Source organism: Paraburkholderia sp. MM5384-R2 (assembly GCF_014201025.1).
Taxonomy (GTDB): Bacteria; Pseudomonadota; Gammaproteobacteria; order Burkholderiales; family Burkholderiaceae; genus Paraburkholderia; species Paraburkholderia tuberum.
Genome location: NZ_JACHDI010000065.1, coordinates 1 through 5,049, shown reverse-complemented (window position 1 = coordinate 5,049; position 5,049 = coordinate 1). Strand labels below are relative to the sequence as shown.

Annotated in this window: 4 protein-coding genes and 2 pseudogenes; all 6 read right to left on the bottom strand. The window is 62.1% G+C overall.

The window, feature by feature from the left end; genetic code table 11:
• A partial coding sequence (gene sucC, locus HDG37_RS38455; protein WP_184056765.1) for an ADP-forming succinate--CoA ligase subunit beta occupies positions 1-918 on the bottom strand: 918 nt, incomplete at its 3' end.
• Positions 919-1,057: 139 nt separating this feature from the next.
• Positions 1,058-1,216 (bottom strand): annotated as a pseudogene (locus tag HDG37_RS38450) (electron transfer flavoprotein subunit alpha/FixB family protein); the annotation flags it as partial.
• Positions 1,206-1,301 (bottom strand): annotated as a pseudogene (locus HDG37_RS39945) (electron transfer flavoprotein subunit beta/FixA family protein); the annotation flags it as partial. The pseudogenes HDG37_RS39945 and HDG37_RS38450, both read right to left, overlap by 11 nt.
• Before the next feature lie 139 nt (positions 1,302-1,440).
• Positions 1,441-2,475 (bottom strand): 2-dehydropantoate 2-reductase, encoded by a 1,035-nt coding sequence (locus tag HDG37_RS38445; RefSeq protein ID WP_184056762.1) that lies wholly within the window; start codon positions 2,473-2,475, stop codon positions 1,441-1,443.
• Positions 2,476-2,611: 136 nt separating this feature from the next.
• Positions 2,612-2,848, bottom strand: a complete 237-nt coding sequence (locus HDG37_RS38440; RefSeq protein WP_184056760.1) for a formate dehydrogenase subunit delta — start codon at positions 2,846-2,848, stop codon at positions 2,612-2,614.
• An 8-nt stretch (positions 2,849-2,856) separates the two neighbouring features.
• Positions 2,857-5,049: formate dehydrogenase subunit alpha (gene fdhF, locus HDG37_RS38435; RefSeq protein ID WP_184056757.1), on the bottom strand; the 2,193-nt coding region annotated here is incomplete at its 5' end.

The window sequence follows — 5,049 nt, the reverse complement described above, 5'->3', positions numbered from 1 at the left end:
CAGCATGATCTTGAACGCTTCGGTAACCTTCTCGGTCGTAGCTCCTCCGCCGACGTCGAGGAAGTTCGCCGGTTCGCCGCCGAACAGCTTGATGGCGTCCATCGTTGCCATTGCGAGGCCAGCGCCGTTCACGAGGCAGCCGATGTTGCCGTCGAGCGAGATGTACGCGAGGTCGAACTTCGATGCTTCGACTTCAGCCGGATCTTCTTCGTCCAGATCGCGATACGCGACGATTTCCGGGTGACGGAACAGTGCGTTCGAATCGAAGTTGAACTTGGCGTCCAGCGCGATGACCTTGCCGTCGCCGGTCAGGATCAGCGGGTTGATTTCGGCCAGCGAAGCATCGGTTTCCCAGAATGCCTTGTACAGGCCTTGCAGGATCGCGCGCGCTTGCGGGATCGAGGCATCGGGCACGCCGATTTTCTTCGCGAGGTCGTCAGCTTCAGCGTCCTTCAGGCCGGTCGACGGGTCGACAGCAACCTTGTGGATCAGCTCGGGCGTCTTTTCCGCGACTTCTTCGACGTCCATGCCGCCTTCGCTCGATGCCATCACGACGATCTTCTGCGAAACGCGATCGATCACGAGGCCGACATACAGTTCCTTCTTGATGTCAGCGCCTTCTTCTATCAGCAGACGGTTCACCTTCTGGCCTTCCGGACCAGTCTGGTGCGTGACGAGCTGCATGCCGAGGATCTGGTTCGAGTATTCACGAACCTGTTCCAGCGACTTGGCGACTTTCACGCCGCCGCCCTTGCCACGGCCACCCGCGTGGATCTGAGCCTTCACGACCCACACCGGGCCGCCCAGCTCTTGCGCGGCCTTGACCGCATCGTCCACCGAGAAGACCGGCTTGCCGCGCGGTACCGCGACGCCGAATTTCCGCAGGATTTCCTTACCCTGGTACTCGTGAATCTTCATGCGTGATTCCCTTCAGTCTGAGAGTTGAATTGCATTTGTTTACCTTGGCTAAGGAAAGCTCATCTTCGGTACGGGGCGTACATATTCTCGCCGTGAAACGCTCGTACTGCCTGCAAGCAATTGCAGCAAGTCCAAGGCTCTATAACGCCTTGACAACTGCTGGTACCGCTTCGAAGAGATCGCCGACGAGCCCATAGTTCGCCACCCTGAAGACCGTGGCTTCTGGATCCTTGTTGATCGCGACGATCACCTTGCTATCCTTCATTCCCGCGAGGTGCTGGATCGCCCCTGAGATACCGCGCGACCGCCAGCGGCTCCACGCCGTCGTTTGAGTCGACGAGGGTCGCGGGGTCCGCACCGATCGCGAGCGCCGTGCGCAAACGTTTTCCTGAGTCTGCTGATCGGCCGCTACATCGATGTGTGGGAGTATCCCGGCGGTCGGATCGAGATCCGGGCCGACGCCAGGGCTTTGTCAGCAGTCTGGCAACGCCAAGCGTTGTCTTCGGTAGTATCTCTGGATCTCTATGCAGCTTGCGACACCTCTGTCACCCGGGTTTTGCGTTCTAGAGGCGCAAACCGAACAGGCGTTTGCTGGGCGATCCGCTCGCGCATCTTGATCAGCGCCAGCACCGTGTCTATGGTCGGCGTCGCCTGCCCGACCAACCGGCCCATCTCCTGGACAACGCTGAGCAGCGGGTCGATCTCCATCGGGCGGCCGGCTTCGAGATCCTGCAACATCGAGGTCTTGTGCGCACCAACCGCACCCGCGCCATCGATACGCTTTTCGACATCCACGCGGAAATGCACGCCAAAACGGTCACCAATCGCTTTCGCTTCCATCATCATGGTCCGCGACACCGCGCGTGTCGCCGGGTCGCTCGTGATAACGTCCAGGGTTGCGTGGGTTAGAGCGCTAATCGGATTGAAGCAGAGATTGCCCCACAATTTCAGCCAGATCTCGTCACGGATATTGTCGCGGATCGGTGCGTCCAGATCCGCAGCAATAAAGATTTCGTGCAGCCTCTGGACTCGCTCAGTGCGCTCACCACTGGGCTCGCCGATCGGGAATTTCTTCCCGTACACATGGCGAATCACGCCCGGTTCGACGATTTCGGTTGCTGGGTACACCACGCAACCGATCGCACGTTCAGGCCCGAGGACGTTCCACTGCTTGCCGCCCGGATCAACGCTGTCGAGTGTGGTGCCGGCGAATTCGCCGCCGTGTTTGTAGAAATACCAGTAAGGAATCCCGTTCACCGCGGTAACAATCGCCGTGTCGGATCCCAGCAAGGGCTGCATCGCACCCATCACGCCCGGCACCGAATGCGCCTTTAGTGCAACGATCACGTAATCCTGCGTCCCGAGTTCACGCGGATCCGCCGAGCAACGCACCTTGACGACACGCTCCACACCATCGATCTGCAGACGTACACCGTTCGCCTGCATGGCGGCGAGGTGCGGGCCTCGCGCGACGAAACTAACGTCGGCTCCTGCCAGTGCGAGCTGCGCGCCGAGGTACGCGCCGATTGCTCCGGCGCCATAAACACAGATCTTCATCTGTCTCTCCCTGTTTTGAAGTTACGAATGCTGTCGAGCCGACATGGGCATCTATTTCGGCGTGGGTGGCGCGAATTTTTACGCCGGTACGGCCTAGCCCTTCGTGGTATTGCAGGCGCACGCCTACGCTGCGCGATTATGTTTGATCTGGTGTCAGCTCAGCGCGGTGGCCCGCCAGTGCCTCTTGAACAATCTGGCACAACGTCCCTTCGTTTGAAGTATCGAGCGCGGCCAGCAACGCGCGCCGCATGCGCGGCTCCCAGAAGCGGCGGATATGATCGGCGACGCCGGCGAGCGCCTCTTCGCGGTCCGGCATCGACTCGAAGAAGTCGCCGATCCGGTTCGCCATGTCGATCAGGTTCTGATTGTCCATCGCTCGCCTCACTTGCCCGACGTCGTGTTGGCCAGCTCGCGCTGCTTCAGCAGATCGAGCTGCTCGCTGTTGAAGCGCGAATAGTCCTGCTGCCATTGCGACGGTTGTTCGACCGGCATCACCTGCACCGCGGTCACCTTGTATTCCGGACAGTTGGTCGCCCAGTCCGAGCTATCGGTGGTGATCACGTTCGCGCCCGATTCGGGAAAGTGGAACGTCGTGTAGACCACACCCGGCTGCATCCGCTCGGTCACCTTCGCGCGCAGCACGGTCTGTCCCGCACGCGATTCGATGCCGACCCAGTCGCCGGTCCTGATGCCGCGCTCTTCGGCATCGTGCGGATGCAGTTCGAGCCGGTCCTCGTCGTGCCAGCGCGAGTTCTCGGTACGGCGCGTTTGCGCGCCGACGTTGTACTGCGAGAGGATGCGGCCCGTCGTGAGCAGCAGCGGAAATTTGCGCGTGACCTTTTCGGGCGTTGCGATGAACTTCGTAATCACGAACCTGCCCTTGCCGCGCACGAAGGTGTCGACGTGCATGGTCGGCGTGCCGTCCGGCGCGTCCTCGTTGCATGGCCACTGGATGCTGCCGAGCTCGTCGAGCTTCTGGTACGACACGCCTTGGAAGGTCGGCGTGAGACGCGCGATCTCGTCCATGATCTGCGACGGATGCGTGTAGTCCATTTCATAGCCGAGCGCGCGCGAGAGCAGCACCGTGACTTCCCAGTCGGCGTAACCCGGCACCGGCGGCATGACTTTGCGCACGCGCGAGATGCGGCGCTCCGCGTTGGTGAAGGTGCCGTCCTTTTCGAGGAACGACGAACCGGGCAGCAGCACGTGCGCGTACTTGGCGGTCTCGTTGAGAAAGATGTCCTGCACGACGATGCATTCCATCGACGACAGCGCCGCCGACACATGATGCGTGTTCGGGTCCGACTGCACGATGTCTTCGCCCTGGCAATAGAGACCCTTGAAGGTGCCGTGCACGGCTGCGTCGAACATGTTCGGAATACGCAGGCCGGGTTCCGGCTGCAACGTGACGTTCCACGCTTCCTCGAACAGCGTGCGCGTAACGGTATCGCTGATATGGCGGTAGCCCGGCAGTTCGTGCGGGAACGAGCCCATGTCGCACGAACCCTGCACGTTGTTCTGGCCGCGCAGCGGATTCACGCCCACGCCTGCGCGGCCGATGTTGCCGGTCGCCATCGCGAGGTTGGCGATACCGATCACCATCGTCGAGCCTTGCGCGTGTTCGGTGACGCCGAGGCCGTAGTAGATCGCGGCGTTGCCACCCGTGGCATAGATGCGGGCAGCTTCGCGCACCTGCTGGGCCGGCACGCCGGTCACTGCTTCGGTCGCTTCCGGCGCGTTTTCCGGCAGCGCGACGAAATCGCGCCACTGCTCGAACGCACGCGTTTCGCAACGCTCGGCGACGAACGCTTCGTTCAGCAGGCCCTCGGTCACGATCACATGCGCCAGCGCATTCACCACGGCCACGTTGGTGCCCGGGCGCAATTGCAGATGATGCGACGCCTTCACGTGCGGCGTATCGACGATATCGATCCGCCGCGGATCGACGACGATCAGCTTCGCGCCCTCGCGCACGCGGCGCTTCAGACGCGAGCCGAACACCGGGTGGCCGTCGGTCGGATTCGCGCCGATCACCATGATGACGTCGGCTTTATCGACCGACGCGAACGTCTGCGTGCCCGCCGATTCGCCGAGCGTGGTCTTCAGGCCATAGCCGGTCGGCGAGTGGCACACGCGCGCGCAGGTGTCGACGTTGTTGTTGCCGAACGCGGCGCGCACGAGCTTTTGCACCAGATAGGTTTCTTCGTTCGTGCAACGCGACGACGTGATGCCGCCGATCGAATCGCGCCCGTGCTTCGCCTGAATCCGGCGGAATTCCGAGGCCGCGTACGTGAGCGCTTCGTCCCAGCTGACTTCGCGCCACGGGTCGGTGATCTTCGCGCGGATCATCGGTCTGGTGATGCGGTCCTTGTGCGTCGCGTAGCCCCATGCGAAGCGGCCCTTCACGCACGCGTGGCCTTCGTTGGCGTGGCCGTTCTTGTGCGGCACCATCCGCACGACCTCGTTGCCCTTCATCTCCGCCTTGAACGAGCAGCCGACGCCGCAATACGCACAGGTGGTGACGACCGAGTGCTCGGGCTGGCCGAGCATCACGACGGACTTTTCCTGCAGCGT